At 42.7% G+C, this 466-nt stretch carries 1 protein-coding gene; it reads left to right on the forward strand.

All coding sequences use genetic code 11. The features are described from left to right. The coding region (locus HMPREF2961_RS06505; protein ID WP_141755563.1) for a polysaccharide deacetylase family protein at positions 1-466 on the forward strand (466 nt) is incomplete at both ends.

Below are 466 nucleotides of genomic sequence, written 5' to 3' on the forward strand. Positions count from 1 at the left end.
TTTTATTTTTCGAAGTCACTTCGGTTGCCTCCTTGATCAGCGAAGAGAAAGGACAAGTAACTTCTTCGGAGCGTTCGTCACAAGCTTTCAAACAATCAGAACAATCAACGAATAAAAACAAGTCGACTGAAACAGCTAGCGTCAACGAATCCACTCAAGAATCAGTGAGATCAACACAAAGTCAATCAACTGAACCAGAACCAACACAAGAAAGTACAGAAGCTGTCCAAGATCCGACTGTCAAAAGTATTGCCATCAGTTTTGATGATGGACCAGGAGCGACCACGACACCACAGCTGTTGCAAATACTTAAAGAAAAAAACGTGCATGCTACTTTTTTTGTTTTAGGAGAAAATACGGCGCAACATCCTGAAATTGTGAAGCAGACAGCTGAAGCAGGACACGAGATTGGCAATCACACATATGATCATCAGGATCTGGCGACGCTTTCTGCCCAGTCGATTAC

This window comes from Enterococcus sp. HMSC076E04 (genome assembly GCF_001814285.1).
In the GTDB taxonomy this organism is placed as follows: Bacteria; Bacillota; Bacilli; order Lactobacillales; family Enterococcaceae; genus Enterococcus_B; species Enterococcus_B lactis.